The organism is Winogradskyella alexanderae (assembly GCF_020166335.1).
In the GTDB taxonomy this organism is placed as follows: Bacteria; Bacteroidota; Bacteroidia; order Flavobacteriales; family Flavobacteriaceae; genus Winogradskyella; species Winogradskyella alexanderae.
Genome location: NZ_JAIUJR010000012.1, coordinates 46,835 through 66,455 on the forward strand (window position 1 = coordinate 46,835; position 19,621 = coordinate 66,455).

A 19,621-nucleotide genomic window follows, 5' to 3' on the forward strand; every position below is an offset into this window, starting at 1 on the left:
TCTTTAATTATGCAAAATAAGTCAAGTAAATATCTTAAATACGCTATAGGTGAAATTATTCTCGTGGTAATTGGGATTCTCATCGCACTGCAGATTAACAATTGGAATGAGAAATCCAAATCAAAACAGTCTGCAGAGGTACAATTAAGTCAATTGAACCAGAATATTTCAGCCGATCTTATCCTCTTAAACACATTAAATCAGAATGTGAAATCTAATTTATCATCATGCCAAAATCTATCGGCTCAATTTCAACTTATAAAACCTTTCGATTCTTTAACAACAAGTTACATTATAGATAATTTGTTTGAACGGAATTTTTATTTCAACAGTTCTGCTTACGACAAATTAAACCAAAGTGGTGAATTTATAATCTTATCAGAAGCCTTACAGAGGAATATCACTTATTACTATAATTTATTAAACCGAGTAAAAGAACGTGAAGAAATTTCCAACACCTTTATAAAGAAAGATTTAGAGCCCTATTATTTCGATAATTACAGCGAATATCACAGAAAAGGAAGTAATCTCCATCCTATAGTGAGCAATTATTACAAACATGACAAGAGAGAACCAATAGTGCTTAACGTCGAAAAAATAAAAAATGATAATAAAATGTCAACGTTAATGTTCGCGAGGTATTACCAATTACAAAATCAACAAGAAATATACACAGAGGCTATAAATAAGGCTCATGATATTCAAGAATTAATTAACGAGTATCTGAATGTAGATAATGATTAAATTCTTTAGGCATATCCGTAAATCACTGATCGAAAAAAATCAAATGGGAAAATACTTTAAATATGCTATAGGCGAGATACTACTTGTGGTTATTGGTATTCTTATAGCATTGCAAATCAATAATTGGAATAACAATAGAAACGATCGCTTAAAAGAAAAACAATTACTCATTAACTTAAGACAAGAATTTAAATCTAACTTGAATGAACTAACGTTTGATCATCAAATTAATACAAACTGCCTCAACGCGTTATATAATTTTTTACAATCCGATAAAACCATATTAACACCAAGTGAGATTGATAGTATGACAGGTGTTTTTACCACATTTGCCAGTTTTGATGCGAGAGTAGGAATAATTAATGAGACCATTGCCTCAGGTAAATTAGACCTTATTCAAAATGATTCTCTTAAAAACAAACTCAGTCAATGGACAGGAGAACTTAATGATTTGGCAGAAGATATTGTGATTAGAAGAGAGCATTGGTTAAAGCACTTGTCACCTATTGTAAGAAAACATATCCCAATTAGAAATACAGATAAATATGCCTACAGATCAGATTATAGCAGAGATAGTATAATTAATCCAATTACTGTACCAAAAGAAAACTATAAAACATTTGTTAACTCTTTAGAGGTAGATGGTGTCATTATGGATCATTATTTAAATCAAAGTTACGTTCATATCAATGAAAAACAGATTCAATCATACATAGAAAATATTATATCTATGATAGATGAAGAACTAGATGAGGTTAATGATTAAATTCTTTCGAAATATACGTCAATCCTTAATTATGCAAAATAAGTCAAGCAAATACCTAAAATACGCTATAGGTGAAATCCTGTTAGTCGTTATTGGCATTTTAATCGCCGTACAAATTAACAACTGGAACGAATCACGAAAATCTCAGTTTCAAGAAACTAAATTAGTCAAACAGCTTTTACAAGATGCCATTGCAGATTCATTATTCTTTCAGTCTAGAATTCAATTTCAAAAAATGAATGACACCCTTTTCAATGATCTTATTAATTTTAGTATGAATCCAGAATCTGATTCTATAGCAAATCGATCTGTCAATGCAAGTCCATTCTTTTCAAGATTGGCCTATCAATCAAACTTAATCAATAATAATCCAGATGCATATGACCAGGTTTCCAATGATTCGATAAAGCATAAACTTCGGCAATACAATGCAAGGTATGAATACGTGGTTCAAAGTATAGAACTTAGTAATAGAATTAGGGAGCAATATGGCCTTCCGCTTCAAATTGCGAACAGTCAAAAATTAAATGATCTTCTGGACAATACTGAAGTTAAGATAAAAGATTTGGATTTTATTACCAACGATAAAAATGCAATTTCTACAATTAATCAGTTCAAGAATTTTGGTCTAAACTATCTTATACAAGTGCAGAATTTTTTGGTTGTTAATGAGGAATTAAAACAGATGCTGTCTCGTTATCTTAATAATAATGAATAGACTCAAAATATTTGATATTAAGAATAATATTTTGCTCCAAAGATTTAGTCAAGATTAAAAACTTGAAATAAATTATGATTAAATTCTTTCGTCATATACGTCGCTCATTCATAAACCAAAATCAAATGGGAAAATACTTTAAATACGCTATTGGTGAGATTCTATTGGTTGTTATTGGGATTCTCATCGCACTGCAGATTAATAATTGGAGCGAAACACGTAAACTCAATAAAAAGGAAACAATTTATTTAAAAAGTTTAAAAGTAGATTTTGAGCAATCTAAATTAGCACTGGCAAGAGTAATTGAGAAAACAGATAGAGTATCTAAAATGGCAGATACACTTGTATCCTTAATTAAAATTAATGGAAATGAGCTTAGCTTAACTCAAATAGATACCCTAACAAGTAAGAGTTCCGGTTTTACGGTATTTATGCCTAGTGAAGGTGTTATCAGTGACATTATAAGTTCTGGTAAATTAGATATGATTAGTAATAATGAATTAAGAGAGAAAATTGCCTCTTGGGAAGCCAATCTTAAAATGATAAGAGAATTTGAAGCTATTGGGAGAGAAATTTCTAATGATTATATTAACTACAAAAGTAAATATTTTGATTTGGCTAATCGAAAATTTAGGGAATCGGCTTTTATTTCTGCCAAAAGAGATGAGTTTCTTAACGATAATTTATTCTCCAATTACTTGGCACGTATCTTTGGTAATTCTTCGTCACTCAATGAGCTTTATGTTGAAAAATTGGAAGAAATTGATAGATTAATTAAGATTATTAACAACGAACTCAAATGATTAAATTCTTCCGTCATATTCGTCAGAATCTCGTTATGGAAAACAAGACATCCAAATATTTTAAATATGCCATTGGTGAAATACTTTTAGTTGTTGTTGGAATTCTTATTGCACTTCAGATAAATAATTGGAATGAGAACAGAAAAGAACGTTCTCTAGAAAGCGCAAGTCTTCTAGGCATTAAAGCAGAACTCCAGCATACCCTTAAAGAGTTGAATAATGATTTAGAAGATATGGACAGATCCTACAAAGCCACCAAGGATGTTTTACAATACATTAATGAGAAACCTGTCGTTAACGATTCTATGTATGTGGATTTTTATGATATGACCACATTCAATTATTTTTTTCCAAAAACTTCAAATTATGAAACGCTAAAATCTGGAGGGTTGAATAATATTCAATCTGACAGCATAAGACTACTCATTACAGAAATATATGAAGCTGGTTATAACCGAATTCTATTCAAGCAAACAACAAGAAGAAATGGCGCTACATTGCTATTCCCATATTACCAAAAGCATTTCAGGACCACTTTGGGTATAAACACCCATCAGGATGCAAAACCTTTTAGTAAGAGGCCTATAGGTGTACCAACTGATTATGACCACCTCATAAATGATGCAGAATTTGAAACTTTAATTATAGAAGCCGTTGCCGGAAGACGAAATTTTTTGAGGGATTATGAAACTACTGTTGCCCTTGTTGAAGATTGTATTGGTTTAATTGACAGCTATTTAAATGATGAAACAAACTAGGAGTGTATTATGATTAAATTCTTCAGACATATTCGGACCTCCTTAATAAACCAAAATAAAACGTTTTGTCATTCTGACAGAGCTAAGCGACGAGGAATCTCATCTGATATTTCTCAATCGTCATTATATACCACATTTCGAAATGACCTAAACAAAGATTATGATTAAATTCTTCCGTCAAATAAGACAATCCTTAATTATGAAAAATCAAACTGGGAAATATTTTAAATATGCCATTGGAGAAATAATACTTGTAGTTATTGGGATTTTAATTGCGCTCCAAGTAAATAACTGGAATGAGCATAGAAAATTAAAGCGAACGCAAAGTAACTATTTAGAGCAACTATCCGCTGATATTGATAGTATGCAATTTCATTATAAGGGCATAGTTGGATATCGTGAAATAAAGCTAAATGAGGCCAGAGAATCGTTTAAAATACTTCAGTCGTGTAAGATTACAAAAGATGATAAAAATATTTTTGATGAAGCCCTGCTAAGCTATAATGATTTGGGTGTCCTATTTGAGATTAGGGATACTTATGATGAAATGTTGTCTGCCAACCTGGTAGCAAGTATTGAGAATAAGAATTTTAAAAACATAATCACTGAATTTTATGGGCAACGAGATGCCATGCAGGTTTTTATTGAACAGTTCAAAGAAAATTTGAATTCAGACTATCTAGCGATAAAAGAACATGTGGTCTTTGGGTTTAACGAGGTGAATCAGCCAACAGTAGAGTATAAAATAGAAGATCTATGTAATAAGCCAGATTTCACAAATGCATTGGTCAATTTGGTTCGGACTCGCGAAAACGCCTATAGAATGGTTGTCATATTATCTCAAAAACTTGAAAGAATGCAGGGAATGCTAAGCGCAGAAAACGATAAATTTTAGATTAATGGTATTATTCAAAATAACCAATGATTAAATTCTTTAGAAAAATTAGACAAGACTTACTGATGGAAAATAAAACTGGAAAGTATTTTAAATATGCAATCGGAGAAATTATACTTGTTGTAATCGGAATTTTGATTGCTCTTCAAATTAATAATTGGAATGAAAACAGAAAACTTCAACATGAAATCAATACTTATCTCAATCAAAAACTCGAAAACCTCAAAGAAGACAGATACCGATTAATTGAGATTAGAGATGTGCGAAAAGAGAAAGCCGAAAAAAGTAAATACATTCTTGATATAGGGATAGAAAATGTTGACCCAATCACATTCACCAACACGGTGTATTTTGTTCTTGTAGAGCGTCATTTTTTAAGTACTATAGAGCGCAATGAGTCGTCAACCACCAAATATTATGCAGGTTCACAAGAAGCAACAATCAATAATCTCGAACAACTATATATCAATAATATTAAAGAAATGACTTTGGAGGAAAATCGCCTAAATGCCTTTAGTGAGAATGCCGAGTTTAGCTTATGGACTGATGGATTCTTAGTTGATAATAGAGCACTTTTTTCGTCGATCCTTGGAGATATGGATAAATCAAAATTTAAAGGTAAAGTACCTGAATTAATTTTAGATAGTAACAATGGTCAAAAAGCACTCGAAGGAATTTTTAGGAGAAATGAACTGGCAAGCCAAAGTCTCATAGTAAAGTTAAATAAACTCATTGATATTAATCAACAATTCATTCATGAAATAGAAATGTATTTAAATTAAATATGAGTTAATGATTAAATTCTTCCGCCATATCCGCCAATCTTTAATAATGGAAAACAAAACTTCAAAATATTTAAAATATGCCTTGGGCGAAATTTTCCTCGTTGTGATAGGAATCCTTATTGCTCTTCAGATTAATAATTGGAATGAAAAAAGAAAACTGAAGGTTGAAGAGAAAGAGTTGATAGCCAACTTAAGTCTGTCATTTGAAAGAAAATTAAATGAATTAGAAAATAAAAATGCTGGTAGAACAAAAAATTTAAACGGGATTAATAGATTACGAGAAATCATATCAAATCAAGATTCAACGGTTACTGAAACTGAAATGTTTGGTTTTTTGCAAGATATGTTTATCTGGTTTGCAGTAAATGAAGAATTTAGCATAATAGATATGCTCTACAGTTCTGGAAAAATTAATTTGATTTCAAATGATTCTCTAAAAGCAAAACTAATTTCTTGGCCAGATTTTATGGAAGAAATGTTGGAAGAACAAAGGGTTGTCCAAGATTTAGTCGTAAACAAACTAAACCCTCTTATAAGTAATTATATTTCTTCAGCAAACCTTTCTAACAGTTTTGAACAAAAAATGGGTACAACCATTGTTGAAAGCCCTTTTCCAAATGATTTTGAAGGACTTTTGAAAGATAGAGCTTTTGAAAGTTTAATTGCACAAAAGTATATATACTTAAATACAAATATAGAAGACTCTAAAACTCTTATTGCAGAGGCTAAATCTATTTTAGAATTAATTGATAGAGAATTAGAAAAATAACGAAAGCACAACACTAACCAATGATTAAATTCTTCCGTCATATACGTCGTTCACTAATCCAAAAAAATCAAATGGGTAAATACTTTAAATATGCTGTTGGAGAAATTCTATTGGTGGTCATTGGTATTCTTATTGCACTTCAGATTAACAACGCTAATGAAGCGCGTAAACTTCGTCAGATAGAACGTAGTTATCTGGAACGACTTGTGGTAGACCTAAAGGAGAACGAAATCCTATGGGAAAATCGATACGAGCGAGAAAAGCAACGCCTAGAGGGAGCATGGGAGTTACTTGAATTTAGTTTTAGCGACAATCAGGACACTTTAGTAAAAGTACTTCGTAACTTTCAGCCAGTAGCAAATTTCGAAGACCTTATCATTAATCAGGTAACCTTTAACGAAATGGTGAGTAGCGGAAATTTGGATCTCATTTCTAACGACTCTATAAAATTAAAATTACTGGATTTAGAAAAACGGTATTTAACCATAAAGAGTCGCTGGACCAGGCAAAAGAATTACGTTTTAGAAAATATGGTAGAATCTATAAACTCCAAAATCAGTTTGCGGTATACTGTGCCAATAAATTCAGAATACCATAATAAGATTTCTCGGATCTTCTCCCAAGATGATGTAGATTATTATTTTGCAGAATTACTGAAGGAATTTCGTGTTTTGTTTAACAGCAAAGATTTCCTAAACAATTTGATGGCACTCGCTACAGACGCAAATCTTATTGTTGATGAATACAAGCAGGCTAAAATACAGGTCCAAGAATTGGTAGGACTTATTGAAAAAGACTTAAAATCAGACTCAAATTGATTAAATTCTTCCGTCATATACGTCGTTCACTTCTAGAACAAAATAATATGAGTAAATACTTTAAATATGCTATTGGAGAAATCCTATTGGTAGTAATAGGTATACTAATAGCACTTCAGATTAATAATTGGAATGAAGAAAGAAAAACGCTTAAAAAACGAGATATGTATCTGAGTAAGATCATAAATGATCTCAAAACAGACACCCTGAATATTAAAGATTTGATAATTAAAACTGAAAGATATAGTGAGCAGATTAAGGATTATAACACCTATTTTCAGAAAGCAGATACGCTAAATCTAACTACAGAACAGTTAATGGACAGCATCACAAATCTAAATATCTTTTACATTAAGTATTATCCTGTTAACCAAACCTTCAAGGATATGGAAGCTTCGGGCAATAGTGCATTACTATCTGATAAGCAAAGAGATTTTCTCATAAAACTTGCAACAGCTCAGGCAGAGGTGGAAATCATTAATGAGTCTTATATAAATCTAGCTGTTGATGAATTACAAAAAAGTAAGCAATTACTAGGGAATCCAAAGAACTTCTTTGATAAAGTGCAGTTTAAAAATTCAAAACAAGGAAAGATTCAGGGCTTGTTACATAGACATTTATTTAATCAGGCTCTTGATGATTGGTATAGGTATGCAAAAGTAAGGGGTGAGCGTATTATTAAATTATCACACGAGGCTATTCTATTATTGGAAAATGATTAGATGATTAAATTCTTCAGATATATTCGAATATCTTTAATTGAACAAACAAAATGGGAAAATCCAATATGACACTAGAATAGACTAGTGTTCATGATATTTATATAAGCACAATTATATATTAATCACTATCTTTAAACAAACCCAAGTGTGCTTTAACTTACTGCTAACCAACTAAAATCAATCATATGCAGTTAAAGCAATCCTTTATCATAGCCCTTATTTTGGGTCTTGGTGCTGTTGCGTCCTGGGAACTATATTGGCGCTCCCAAGGTGTAAAACCTTATCTAGATGATAACAAAGACCTTTGGGCCAATCAACGGGCCAGACTCGATGACGATAATTCTAAAATGACCGTTTTTATCGGCTCCTCTCGCATACTTTATGACATTCAATTAGACATTTGGGAAGAGCTTACCGATACCGAGCCTATTATGCTGGCTGTTCAAGGGGCTTCACCAATACCAATATTTAAAGACATTGTTGACAACACAAATTTTAAGGGTACCTTAATGGTGGGTATTACGCCACCGCTCATGTTTTCAACGGTGTATCCTGAAGCATTTCCAATGTTTCGCGCACAATCCAAGGTAGCGTATTATGAAGATCGCACCTATGCGCAACGCCTTAATCATAAATTGTCTGTACCGCTCCAAACCAATTTAGCATTCATTAGAGATGGAGATGAAGAATGGGATACAGATGTAGATTTGAAGACCTTATTGCGTCACATACATATTGGAGAGCGTGCCGGACCACCACCAGTGCCTTTCAACAATTTTGAGGAGATAGCACTAAACCGACATATGAAAATGCCAGAATATGTTACTCAGGATACGGCATACGCCAACACTATTAAAGCTGCTTGGGTAGATATGGTTGGTGGTGATAGGCCACCGCCAGATAAAGAAGCAACTACGACTACTTTTGTAGAGTTGGCCAAAAAATTCACCGCAAGAGGAGGTAATCTAATATTGTTAAGGTGCCCATCGTCTGGATTTTTTAAGGAAATTGAAGGAAAGGGATTTCCTAGAGCGGAATATTGGGATCAACTTGTTGAAAAGGTTGGCGTTAAGGCTTATCACTACGATGATTACCCACAATTTCGGAATTTATTTCTGCCGGAATGGTCACATCTAGCTACAGAAGATGCTCAATTTTTCACTAGAGAGTTAATAGCTATAATGAAAGAGGATAATGCATTAAACATTAACTAACCGATCATTTATTATGCTATTTAATTCTTTAAGCTTCGTTGTATTTCTTCTTATTGTTCTTGTTCTATACTATTCAAAGCTATTTGGTTGGACCAACAAAAAACGAATGCTACTTATTGCAAGTTATGTGTTCTACGGTCTTTGGAATCCACCCTTAGTTATTTTGCTTTGGATATCTACCGTAGTAGATTGGACAGCAGGCAACAAACTTGCTGTAGAAAATGATATTAAAAAACGCAAGTTTTGGCTATTGCTTAGCATGTTTGTTAATCTTGGCTTCCTTGGGTTTTTCAAATACGGTAATTTCTTAATGGAAAACTTTGTTTCAGTGGTTAATGCTTTAGGATTAGACTATCAGCCAAGACCAATGGATATTATTCTTCCTATGGGTATTTCATTTTACACCTTCCAAACCATGTCCTATACTATAGATATGTATTACAAAAGGATGTCTCCTGCAAGAACATTTTTAGACTTTGCGCTTTATGTAACATTCTTTCCACAGTTAGTTGCAGGACCAATTGTGAGGGCTCAGGAATTAATAACACAGTTTTACGAAAGTAAACGCGCAACAACAGAACAGTTTTTCTGGGGCCTGTTTTTATTAACAACTGGTCTCTTTCAAAAAGTAGTATTGGCAGATACATTACTTGCTGATGTCTCTGATGATGTATTTGGTACAGCGAAAGTATTGCACGGTGTTGATGCCTGGGTTGGTACAATAGCATTTTCAGGACAAATATTTTTTGATTTTGCTGGCTATTCTACCTGTGCTATAGGTATTGCATTAATGCTTGGGATAATATTGCCGGATAATTTCAAGTACCCCTATGCTGCTTTAGGTTTTTCTGATTTATGGCGTAGATGGCATATTAGTTTGTCGACATGGTTAAGAGATTATCTGTATATACCCTTAGGAGGTAATAGAAATGGCTTAACCAGAATGTATGTAGCCTTAATGATAACCATGTTACTCGGTGGTTTATGGCATGGTGCTGCATGGACTTTTATAGTATGGGGCGGATTGCATGGCACTTATCTGATTTTAGAACGATTGCAAAAACAATATTTACCATTTAAGATTACAGCCTATAATGGCATTTTTCTGGCTTTTATAACCTTTTCCTGTGTAAATATAACTTGGGTCTTCTTTAGGGCAGATACGTTTAAAAAATCATGGGATATGATTAAGTCTATGTTCTACGCGCAAACGGATGGTGCAAAGATTTTAGGGAATTTTGATATCATAAAAGTTTGTACAGTTATTGGCATCATGTTTTTATGCCATTGGTTTATGCGGAATAGTTCTTTAAAAAAATTGGCGCACAAAGCACCACCTTGGGTGTTGGGAGTTGCTTGGGCTGTTTTGTTTTTTTTAATTGTAATTTCACAAGGTAGTGGTGAGCAATTTATTTATTTTCAATTTTAATTAGGATAATTATCTTTTTGAATAGATAAAAAGAAACTGCAAAACAGGAATTTTCAATTTATTGAAAGACATTTTTGAATGGATTTAATTACGAGCCCAAACACAAATTAAGCCCTCAGAAGAGTTATTTGTAAATTCAATTTTCAAGTCAGTAAAATTTTTATCAAAATCCAATTTAAGGTGGTTTTTAGCCGTTTTAAGCGACTTTTTGGTTTTTAACAATTGTTAATAATTATCGCATAAAGTCCATAAAAAGCTATTAAATAGCTTTAATAATTTGTATCTTTGATAGTACTCTAAAGGGACGCGAAAAGCGTCTTTTTTAGTGTAGACAAAAACTAAAAATCTTGATTAATATAAAATTATGAGCGAAGAAAAGAAAAAGCAATATGGTGCGGATAGTATTCAGGCCCTAGAAGGGATGGAGCACGTTCGTATGCGACCATCTATGTACATTGGTGATGTAGGGACACGTGGATTACACCACTTGGTGTATGAGGTGGTAGACAACTCTATAGATGAAGCCTTGGCAGGTCATTGTGATAATATTACGGTAACCATAAATGAAGATAACTCCATCACCACAGAAGACGACGGTCGTGGTATACCAGTCGGCTTGCATAAAAAAGAAGGTGTTTCTGCCTTAGAGGTAGTAATGACCAAGATTGGAGCCGGTGGTAAGTTTGATAAAGATTCTTATAAAGTATCAGGTGGTCTTCATGGTGTTGGTGTTAGTTGTGTCAATGCACTTTCGGAACATTTAAAGGCAACTGTACATCGTGAGGGTAAAATATGGGAACAAGAGTATGAGCGTGGTAAAACCATGTATCCTGTTAAAGTAGTTGGAGACTCTGATAAGACCGGAACAATTGTGACCTTTAAGCCAGATCCGCAAATATTTCAGCAAACACTCGAGTATAATTACGATACGCTTGCGAGTCGTATGCGTGAGTTATCTTATTTGAATAAGGGCATTACAATTCATTTAGTAGATAAGCGCCATAAAAAAGAAGACGGTTCTTTTGAAGGGGAGACATTTCACTCTGAAAACGGATTACCTGAATTCGTAAAATACCTTGATGGCAACAGAGAACCATTGATGAAGGACGTTATCGCTTTTGAAGGAGAGAAGAACGGAGTGCCAGTTGAGGTGGCAATGGTTTACAATACATCCTATGCTGAAAATTTACACTCTTACGTTAATAATATCAACACCCATGAAGGTGGAACCCATTTGTCTGGGTTCCGACGTGGTTTAACGCATACGCTTAAAAAGTATGCTGATAGTTCGGGTATGTTAGATAAGCTGAAATTTGATATTTCCGGTGATGATTTCCGTGAAGGGCTAACGGCTATAATTTCTGTGAAGGTGGCCGAGCCTCAATTTGAAGGCCAGACAAAAACAAAGCTTGGTAACCGAGAGGTTTCTGCAGCGGTAAGTCAATCGGTTTCAGAAATGTTAACGGACTATTTAGAGGAGCATCCAGATGATGCCAAAATAATTGTTCAGAAGGTTATTTTGGCCGCGCAGGCACGTCACGCAGCCCAGAAGGCCCGAGAAATGGTACAGCGTAAAACCGTAATGAGTATAGGTGGTTTGCCAGGAAAATTGAGTGATTGCTCAGAGCAAGATCCAGCAAAATGTGAGGTTTTTCTTGTTGAGGGTGATTCTGCAGGTGGTACGGCTAAGCAAGGTAGAGATAGAGCTTTCCAGGCTATTCTACCATTAAGAGGTAAGATTCTTAATGTTGAGAAAGCTATGCAACATAAGGTGTTTGAGAATGAAGAGATCAAAAACATTTTTACAGCCTTAGGTGTAACCATCGGTACGGAAGAAGATCCAAGGGCATTGAATTTATCAAAATTGCGTTACCATAAAATTGTGATTATGTGTGATGCCGATATTGATGGTAGCCATATTGCAACATTAATTTTAACCTTCTTCTTCAGGTATATGAAGGAGTTGATTGAAGCAGGTCATGTTTATATTGCAACACCACCACTATACTTGGTTAAGAAAGGCGCAAAGAAACAGTATGCATGGTCAGATAAGGAGCGCGATGCAATTGTAGCAGAATTTGGAGACAATGCGAAGATTCAACGCTACAAAGGTCTTGGTGAAATGAATGCCGAGCAATTATGGGATACCACTATGAATCCTGAGTTTAGAACCATGCGCCAGGTTCAAATCGATAACGGTACAGAAGCAGATCGTATCTTCTCTATGTTAATGGGAGACGAGGTGCCACCGCGTAGAGAGTTTATTGAAAAGAATGCAATCTATGCCAATATTGATGCTTAAATAGGGTCATTCAAATACAACAAAAAAACATCCACTAATGGATGTTTTTTTGTCTAAACCAATGTATTATTTTGTCTAAATTACCGATTAAAAGCAAATTAAGACGATAAAAAGCGTAATTTTCAATTAATTTTAGTACTTTTCGCCAAACTTAACCTAATTAGAAATGAAAAAGTTATTTGCCTCAATACTTATTCTAACAAGTATTCAATTAAGTAAAGCTCAAGAATTAGAGACCATACTTCTTGCATCTGAGGATGCCAGTTTACTTACTCAGAATTATCTGAATCCCGCTTTAGAAGGATTGATGTACAGCATGAATGGAGGCTGGGCAAACACCGCTAAAGTTCATAAAGCCTTTGGTTTCGACCTAACTATTGGTGCTAATCTTGCATTTGTTCCTGATGAATCCCAATTCTTTGCATTTAATCAAGGAGATTATCAATTTATTTCGTTACCAAATGGAGAGAATGATCTACCAACCGTTATGAGTGAAAACGACGCAGAAACTGAAGTAGAAATTACAATTCCTGTTGGAGATGGCACTTTTAAGGTAGCGAGTTTTGATATGCCAGGTGGTATTACTGAAGATTTACCGGCAAGTGCAGTACCTGCACCAACGGTACAAGTTGGTTTTGGTTTACCATTTAAAACAGATATAAAAGCTCGTTTTGTACCAAATATTAGTGTTGATGACGATTTTGAATCTGGACTTATTGGTTTTGGTTTACAACATGACTTAACACAATATTTTGGACCTCTAGATAAATTACCACTAAGTGTTTCCATTTTGGGAGCATTTACTAGTATGAAAGTAACATACAAAATTGCTGATGAGAATATATCGGATGCTGTTGCTGTTGATAATGGCGAGGCGGAATTTAAAATGAACACATGGACTATACAAGCATTAGCATCTCTAGATTTTAAAATCATTACATTCTACGGTAGTGTTGGATATAACAACGGAAAAACTACTGCCAAAATGAAAGGCGATTATACGTTAACCTATGATTTAGAAGATGGTAGCGGAAATCAGATTGGTACTGTAGATGAAACCATTAGCGATCCAATTAATTTGGATTTTGAAGCAAATGGTGTTAGGGCAACAATTGGTACAAGATTAAACCTTGCCTTCTTTAAGATTTTTGCAGACTATACCTTTCAAGAATATAATACGGCATCTTTGGGTATAGCATTTAGTTTCAGATAAAATTTTATGAACAAACCAATAGAAAGCGGTCTCATAAGGGCCGCTTTTTTTATTTTCCAATACTATGACTTATGTCATGGTAAATAGGCTTTAAAACCGTAAATTTGTACCCGAATTTTTAACGTCATAAAACAATAAATATGAAAGTAACCGTAGTTGGCGCTGGCGCAGTTGGCGCAAGTTGTGCAGAATATATAGCAATGAAAAATTTTGCTTCCGAGGTTGTAATTCTCGATATTAAAGAGGGTTATGCTGAAGGTAAAGCAATGGATTTAATGCAATGTGCGTCCCTTAATGCGTTTGACACTAAGATTGTAGGTAGCACTAACGATTATTCAAAAACTGCAAATAGTGATATTTGTGTAATCACTTCTGGTATCCCTCGTAAACCTGGTATGACACGCGAAGAATTAATTGGCATTAATGCAGGTATCGTAAAAACAGTATCTGCTAGCTTAGTAGAGCATTCTCCAAATACTATTATTATAGTAGTGAGTAATCCAATGGATACTATGACATACCTCGTGCACAAAACTACAGATTTACCTAAGCATAAAATAATAGGAATGGGAGGTGCTTTAGACTCTGCACGCTTTAAATACAGATTAGCTGAGGCATTAGATGCACCTATTAGTGATATTGACGGTATGGTAATTGGTGGCCATAGTGATAAAGGTATGGTTCCATTAACATCTCACGCAACACGAAATAGTATAAATGTTTCTGAGTTTATCTCCGAAGACCGTCTAAACCAAGTTAAAGAAGATACTAAGGTTGGCGGTGCAACATTAACTAAGTTATTAGGTACATCTGCTTGGTACGCACCAGGTGCAGCAGTAAGTGCATTAGTGCAGGCAATAGCATGCGACCAAAAGAAAATGTTCCCTTGTTCTGCATTACTTGAAGGAGAATATGGGTTAAGTGATCTTTGTATCGGTGTGCCAGTAATATTGGGTAAAAATGGTATCGAAAAAATAGTAGATGTGCCATTAAGTGATGCGGAAAAAGCACACTTAGCAGAGAGTGCAGAGGGTGTTAAGAAAACAAATGGATTACTAGAATTTTAGTATCTTTATAAAACCATAAACATTAGCCCTGTCAATATGTTTTTGATAGGGTTTTTTTAATCAAATAATTCAAAAAATGAGAAGATTAATTATCTGCATCTGTGTCGTTGCTACTTCAGTTGTTTTAACGGCCCAAGAAAAAATTACCGAAGGTATTATTACCTCAAAACAAACCATGACAAGCTCCAATCCAGCAATGAAACAACAATTTGAAATGATTGGCGATATTATTAGTACCACCTACTTTAAAGGTGCAAAATCTAGAGGTGAAATTTCAAATCCAATGTCGGGTAATGTTGTTGGGATAGTAGATGCTGAGTCCATGTCTTCGCTTACCTTAATGGATGGGCCAATGGGTAAAAAGTATATGATGACAAAAGTTGATAATGTAGAAGAACTTATGAAAACCATGTCGGTCGAAAAGACAGATGAAACCAAAACCATATTGGGGTATGAATGTACAGCTTATGATATCACGTTGGAACAACAAGGAATGCAAATAAAAATGAAGATGTTTGCCACAGACAAAATCCAACCTGTATTTTCTGGTGAAAACATGGCGCTCTATGAACAAGTAGAAGGGTTTCCAATGATGATGACTTCTACTATAAATCAGATGGGAACAGATATAATCATTACAACAGAAGTTACTGAAATAAAGCAAGTTGAAGTTTCGGATGACAAGTTTGATATGACAATACCAGAAGGTTACACAGAAATGAAAGGAATGTAGATTATTTCTTTAATAAAATGAAAATAAAGACTGTAGCAATACAGTCTTTATTTTTTATATTTGGCGGATGAAATTGAAAATGCATTTAGGATTTCTTTTGGTCATGGTATTGTTTCTGGGAACATATCTTACCAACCCTATGGCGCCTAATCAGCAAATCATTGTTCAATTTTCAAACCAACAGATTTCTTCAGAACAGGTAGAAGCTTCAATTGAGGCTTTGACCGAAGAATTACACAAACTTAATGTAGACCAACTTCAAATAGGAGAATACAACAAGGGTCAACTTAAGATTAAATATTACAGTGATTCAGATGTAATCCGGATAAAGCGTATATTAAGTCTTATCGACAATGTTGTATTTGAATTTGCAACAGACACGCATTCAAACAAAGATGAGTCGGACAATGAACCATTTATTAAGCTAAATGTTTCTGAAATTCAAAATTCACCAATCAATAATTGGGATTTTGAGGGGACACAAATTTCTGAATTCAACCATAAGAGCGACAGATATTATTTTCCAAAACTCAAGTTTGGATCAAGCGAGGGTAACGCTGGGGATCAAAAGGTTCACCAAAAGAATAGTAGATTTAAGGGATATAGTCTTAGTATCCCTAAAAATCCATACGACTACAAAATTCCAGAGGTACGTGCAGGACCTAAATTTCTGGGATAAGTAATTCTGATATCAATCCCATTTTTATTTAAATTTTCGTTTTTCAATCAAAAAACGGTAGCCTATTTATACAATTAAAAAATAATTGTCGGATATGGTGTTAAACTCTATATTTGCGCGACTAATTTCCGACATAAAACAACAATAAAATGCAAAACAAAGGAATAATTAAACTGTTTGCACTTCTATTTGGTCTGGTAAGTATTTACCAATTGTCTTTTACATTTAAGGCCAACCAAATTGAAGATGAAGCCAAGGCTTACGCCGTCAGCAAATTTGATGAATCCGTTGAGGATTATCAGGATAAAAGAAATCAGGCTGAAATAGATTATCTAGATTCATTAAAAACGTCAAAAATTAAGGTAGGCGACGAATTTGAATCAATTGAAGTTTACAACATGTTAGGTATATCTCAATTCAGTTATTCTGAAGTTGAGGACAACGCTATGAAGCTAGGGCTTGATCTTAAAGGCGGTATCAATGCTATAATTCAAATATCGGTAAAAGATATCTTGAAAGGATTGGCAAACAATAGCAAGGATCCTGTTTTTAATAAGGCTTTAGACGATGCTGAAGAATTGCAAAAAGACGCACAAGAGTCTTATTTAGAGTCGTTCTTTAGGGCTTTTGATGCCATTAAAGGGGATACCAAACTAGCATCGCCAGATATTTTTGCGAACCGTGATTTGAGTGATGTCATTAAATTTGATATGACTGATGATGAGGTCAAAAGTATATTGGAAACAAAAATCGACGAATCTATAGTTTCGGCCTTTGAAGTATTACGAAATCGTATAGATGGTTTTGGGGTTTCTTCACCAAACATCCAGCGTTTAGGAAACTCTGGTCGTATTCTGATAGAATTGCCAGGTGCTAAAGATAAAAAGCGTGTTGTGGATATTATTACCAAAACAGCTCAATTACAGTTCTGGGAGACATACAAAATGCAGGAGGTTTTACCATATATTCTTGAAGTTAACCAAAATCTAGTTGAGGCCAATAAAGAAAAAGAGGGTGAAACTTCTGAGGTAGCAGAGGCAGAAGAGGTTATTGATAGTACAGAAAGTGCTATCGACGAGTTAACAGGACAAATAGAATCTGATTCAACAGATGTTGCAGATTTAAACCCATTAGGAATTCAGAGCTATGGTAATGGAGGCTCTGTTGTAGCTATGTTCTTATCAAAGGACAGGGAAAAGGTATTGGCAGAATTAAACAATCCAAAGAACAGGTCATTATTGCCAGCAGAAATGCGTTATGCAAAATTTGTTTGGGGCATTCAGCAAAAAGATTCTGAGTTTTCTGAGCTATATGCTATCAAAGGAAATAGAGATGGTATACCACCTTTAAGTGGTTCTGTTATTACAGATGCTACCCAAGATTATGACCCAATAAGTAGACCAGCAGTTAGTATGCAGATGAATGCTAAGGGTTCTAAGATTTGGGAAGAAATGACAAAGGTGGCATTTGAGACGCAAGGCTTCATTGCAATAGTGCTGGATGATATTGTTTACTCAGCACCAAGTGTATCAAATGGGCCTATTGCAGGAGGAAGATCGCAAATATCAGGTTCTTTTACCTTGACAGAAGCGATTGATTTGGCCAATGTCTTACGTGCTGGTAAGTTACCAGCTTCTGCAGAAATAGTGCAGGCAGACGAAGTTGGACCATCACTTGGACAAGAGGCTATTGACAGTGGTATGAAGTCCTTCCTAATTGCGTTAGTGTTTGTACTATTATGGATGATTTTCTACTATGGTAAAGCAGGTATTTTCGCAGATGCCGCATTGTTATTAAATATCCTTTTAATATTTGGTGTTCTAGCCAGTTTAGGAGCTGTTTTAACATTGCCTGGTATTGCTGGTATTGTATTAACAATAGGTATTTCGGTTGATGCTAACGTACTTATATTCGAAAGGATACGAGAAGAAATTGCCAAAGGGAAATCACAGAAAGAATCCATAAAGGATGGTTTTGCTAATGCATTATCTTCGATTTTAGACGCGAATATTACTACAGGTTTAACAGCCTTGATATTATTTGTTTTCGGAACAGGACCAATTAAAGGTTTTGCAACTACTTTGATCATTGGTATTGTTACATCATTATTTACTGCAATTTTCATTACAAGATTATTAATTGACTGGTGGGTGAACAGAGGAGGTAAGTTGGACTTCTCTACAGCTATGACGAAAAATCTTTTTAAGAATGTCAATATCAATTTCTTGATTAAACGTAAGATTGCATATGTAATCTCTGGAGTTTTATTGGCTACAAGTATAGGATCACTTTTTACAACTGGTTTAGATCAAGGTATTGATTTCGTTGGTGGTAGAACCTATCAAGTACGCTTTGAGCAACCGGTCAGCACTGAAGAGATTACCAGTGTATTAAATGATCCTGCAGTATTTGGAAGTGCAGAGGTAAAAACAATCGGTGCTGCAAACCAGTTGAAAATATCGACAAAGTATAAAGTTGAAGATAATTCGGTCCAAGCAGATGACGAGGTGCAATCTAAGTTGTTTGAAGCGTTAAAACCATATTTACCTTCGGGAATGACTTATCAAGAATTTCAAGATGGATCGGGTGATGCCAAGATTGGTAAAATGTTATCAAGTAAGGTAAGTCCAACAATAGCAGACGATATTAAGAAATCGTCATTTTGGGCGGTACTTGGTTCGTTAGTGGTTGTATTCCTGTACATTTTAATACGATTTAAAAAATGGCAATTCTCACTTGGAGCTGTTGCTGCGGTATTCCATGATGTATTAATTGTACTAGGTATATTCTCTTTAACATGGAGGTTTATGCCATTTAGCATGGAGATTGACCAGGCATTTATTGCTGCGATATTGACCGTTATCGGTTACTCGTTAAATGATACTGTGGTAGTTTTTGATAGAATTAGAGAATTCCTTAATGAACACACGTCATGGGAATTTGGAAAAACCATTAATGCCTCACTTAATAGTACATTAAGTAGAACTTTAAACACATCTGTGACCACTTTGGTAGTGTTATTGGCCATGTTTATTTTTGGTGCGGATTCACTAAGAGGCTTATTGTTTGCATTAATCGTGGGTGTTATTGTGGGTACCTATTCTTCTATGTTTATCGCCACACCTTTAATGTACGATACAGCTAAGAAGGGTGACGCAGCAGAATCCTTAAAGAAGAAAGTAAAAGAAGAAGACGAGGAGTAATTA

At 34.5% G+C, this 19,621-nt stretch carries 18 protein-coding genes; all 18 read left to right on the plus strand.

The genetic code is table 11. The features are described 5' to 3' along the window. Positions 1-9: 9 nt before the first annotated feature. The 18 genes from LBU54_RS14520 (at position 10) to secDF (ending at position 19,618) form a co-directional block, all read left to right on the plus strand. A complete protein-coding gene (locus tag LBU54_RS14520) occupies positions 10-744 on the plus strand; it encodes a DUF6090 family protein (protein WP_224531662.1) in 735 nt (244 codons plus the stop codon). After that, entirely contained in the window at positions 737-1,510 is a 774-nt protein-coding gene (locus LBU54_RS14525) for a DUF6090 family protein (protein ID WP_224531666.1), read from the plus strand. The genes LBU54_RS14520 and LBU54_RS14525 overlap by 8 nt, the downstream gene beginning before the upstream one ends. Positions 1,511-1,541: 31 nt before the next feature. Continuing rightward, complete coding sequence (locus LBU54_RS14530) at positions 1,542-2,228, plus strand: DUF6090 family protein (RefSeq protein WP_224531669.1); 687 nt, start codon at positions 1,542-1,544, stop codon at positions 2,226-2,228. A 125-nt stretch (positions 2,229-2,353) separates the two neighbouring features. Continuing rightward, on the plus strand, positions 2,354-3,031 hold the full coding sequence (locus LBU54_RS14535) for a DUF6090 family protein (RefSeq protein WP_224531672.1): 678 nt from the start codon (positions 2,354-2,356) through the stop codon (positions 3,029-3,031). Beyond that, positions 3,028-3,789, plus strand: coding sequence for a DUF6090 family protein (locus tag LBU54_RS14540; RefSeq protein ID WP_224531676.1), 762 nt, complete (start codon positions 3,028-3,030; stop codon positions 3,787-3,789). The genes LBU54_RS14535 and LBU54_RS14540 overlap by 4 nt, the downstream gene beginning before the upstream one ends. Before the next feature lie 160 nt (positions 3,790-3,949). Next, on the plus strand, positions 3,950-4,684 hold the full coding sequence (locus tag LBU54_RS14545) for a DUF6090 family protein (RefSeq protein ID WP_224531694.1): 735 nt from the start codon (positions 3,950-3,952) through the stop codon (positions 4,682-4,684). Positions 4,685-4,710: 26 nt separating this feature from the next. Next, the gene (locus LBU54_RS14550; RefSeq protein WP_224531696.1) at positions 4,711-5,466 is read left to right on the plus strand and encodes a DUF6090 family protein; all 756 of its coding nucleotides are present in this window, start codon (positions 4,711-4,713) and stop codon (positions 5,464-5,466) included. 10 nt (positions 5,467-5,476) lie between these two features. Beyond that, positions 5,477-6,238: a DUF6090 family protein gene (locus tag LBU54_RS14555; RefSeq protein ID WP_224531699.1), complete on the plus strand. Its 762-nt coding sequence runs from the start codon at positions 5,477-5,479 to the stop codon at positions 6,236-6,238. 20 nt (positions 6,239-6,258) lie between these two features. Beyond that, entirely contained in the window at positions 6,259-7,056 is a 798-nt protein-coding gene (locus LBU54_RS14560) for a DUF6090 family protein (protein WP_224531701.1), read from the plus strand. Positions 7,057-7,103: 47 nt separating this feature from the next. Beyond that, positions 7,104-7,778 (plus strand): DUF6090 family protein, encoded by a 675-nt coding sequence (locus LBU54_RS14565; RefSeq protein WP_224531702.1) that lies wholly within the window; start codon positions 7,104-7,106, stop codon positions 7,776-7,778. A gap of 185 nt (positions 7,779-7,963) precedes the next feature. Continuing rightward, complete coding sequence (locus LBU54_RS14570) at positions 7,964-8,992, plus strand: hypothetical protein (protein ID WP_224531704.1); 1,029 nt, start codon at positions 7,964-7,966, stop codon at positions 8,990-8,992. 13 nt (positions 8,993-9,005) lie between these two features. Further along, positions 9,006-10,421, plus strand: coding sequence for an MBOAT family O-acyltransferase (locus tag LBU54_RS14575; RefSeq protein WP_224531706.1), 1,416 nt, complete (start codon positions 9,006-9,008; stop codon positions 10,419-10,421). 364 nt (positions 10,422-10,785) lie between these two features. Further along, positions 10,786-12,723, plus strand: a complete 1,938-nt coding sequence (gene gyrB, locus LBU54_RS14580; protein ID WP_224531708.1) for a DNA topoisomerase (ATP-hydrolyzing) subunit B — start codon at positions 10,786-10,788, stop codon at positions 12,721-12,723. A gap of 166 nt (positions 12,724-12,889) precedes the next feature. Further along, positions 12,890-13,936 (plus strand): DUF6588 family protein, encoded by a 1,047-nt coding sequence (locus LBU54_RS14585; RefSeq protein ID WP_224531710.1) that lies wholly within the window; start codon positions 12,890-12,892, stop codon positions 13,934-13,936. A 140-nt stretch (positions 13,937-14,076) separates the two neighbouring features. Continuing rightward, positions 14,077-15,003, plus strand: coding sequence for a malate dehydrogenase (gene mdh / locus LBU54_RS14590; protein WP_224531711.1), 927 nt, complete (start codon positions 14,077-14,079; stop codon positions 15,001-15,003). 76 nt (positions 15,004-15,079) lie between these two features. After that, positions 15,080-15,736 carry a hypothetical protein gene (locus tag LBU54_RS14595; protein WP_224531713.1) on the plus strand — a complete coding sequence of 219 codons (657 nt, stop codon included), beginning with the start codon at positions 15,080-15,082 and terminating at the stop codon, positions 15,734-15,736. Positions 15,737-15,803: 67 nt separating this feature from the next. Next, positions 15,804-16,415 (plus strand): hypothetical protein, encoded by a 612-nt coding sequence (locus LBU54_RS14600; protein ID WP_224531714.1) that lies wholly within the window; start codon positions 15,804-15,806, stop codon positions 16,413-16,415. A 149-nt stretch (positions 16,416-16,564) separates the two neighbouring features. Beyond that, positions 16,565-19,618: a protein translocase subunit SecDF gene (gene secDF / locus LBU54_RS14605; RefSeq protein WP_224531718.1), complete on the plus strand. Its 3,054-nt coding sequence runs from the start codon at positions 16,565-16,567 to the stop codon at positions 19,616-19,618. Positions 19,619-19,621 lie beyond the last annotated feature (3 nt).